Genomic DNA, 1,050 nt, shown 5'->3' with positions numbered 1-1,050 from the left:
ACAACAAACAGTTGCATTCAATGATTTTGTGGGGGCCATCAGGCACAGGGAAGACCACTTTAGCACGCATTATTTGCACGCAAGTTGATGGGCATTTCGCCCAACTTAGTGCGGTATTAGACGGTGTTAAAGAGTTGCGGATTGTAGTGGAAAATGCTAAAAAATTTCAAAATATTGGGCAGCAGACTGTTTTATTTGTTGATGAAATTCACCGTTTTAATAAGTCGCAACAAGACGCATTCTTGCCACATATTGAATCAGGGCTAATTATATTGATTGGCGCAACAACTCGCGGATTTTAGTCATAAGTGCGCCATATTGAAAAAGTTGAGCCAGAGGGTACACTCACGGTTCTACCAAAAACCAATGTGAGACCACTTATGAATAAGCGTTATACCCACCTGACTCAAGAAGAAAGATACCAGATTTGGTCAGAGAAAAAAGCAGGAGTTTCAAATGAAATTATCGCCCAAGACTTAAGGCGTGATTTGAGTACCGTTAAAAGAGAGTTGGCTAGAAATACAGGGGCTANATAATACCTCGCGGATTTTAGTCATAAGTGCGCCATATTGAAAAAGTTGAGCCAGAGGGTACACTCACGGTTCGACCAAAAACCAATGTGAGACCACTTATGAATAAGCGTTATACCCACCTGACTCAAGAAGAAAGATACCAGATTTGGTCAGAGAAAAAAGCAGGAGTTTCAAATGAAATTATCGCCCAAGACTTAAGGCGTGATTTGAGTACCGTTAAAAGAGAGTTGGCTAGAAATACAGGGGCTAGAGGTTATCGCCCGAAGCAAGCACATAATTTTGCGCAGGAACGTCATCAACAGAAACCAAAAGCGACCAAGATGGTAGCTGAACTGAAAGATAAAATTACTGACAGACTAAGTAAGCAGTGGAGCCCTGAGCAAATACAAGGACGCCTTAAACGAGATAATCAACCTTCTGTATGTCCCTCTACGATTTACCAGTTTATTCGAGAGGACAAAGCTGGGGGTGGTTGCTTGTATCAACATCTTCGGCACAAGAAGTATAAGCAAAGAAC

2 protein-coding genes and 1 pseudogene are annotated in these 1,050 nt (G+C 41.7%); all 3 read left to right on the top strand.

Annotated elements, in window-relative coordinates:
* A pseudogene (locus tag BHECKSOX2_RS06560) lies at positions 1–290 on the top strand (AAA family ATPase); the annotation flags it as partial.
* Positions 291–380: 90 nt separating this feature from the next.
* Positions 381–536 (top strand): helix-turn-helix domain-containing protein, encoded by a 156-nt coding sequence (locus tag BHECKSOX2_RS06555; protein ID WP_425356613.1) that lies wholly within the window; start codon positions 381–383, stop codon positions 534–536.
* A gap of 23 nt (positions 537–559) precedes the next feature.
* A partial coding sequence (locus BHECKSOX2_RS06550) for a helix-turn-helix domain-containing protein (RefSeq protein ID WP_139682954.1) occupies positions 560–1,050 on the top strand: 491 nt, incomplete at its 3' end.

The organism is thiotrophic endosymbiont of Bathymodiolus puteoserpentis (Logatchev), assembly GCF_900127505.1.
Taxonomy (GTDB): domain Bacteria; phylum Pseudomonadota; class Gammaproteobacteria; order PS1; family Pseudothioglobaceae; genus Thiodubiliella.
The sequence above is the reverse complement of the archived record's forward strand: the minus strand, read 5'-3'. Positions and strand labels throughout refer to the sequence as shown.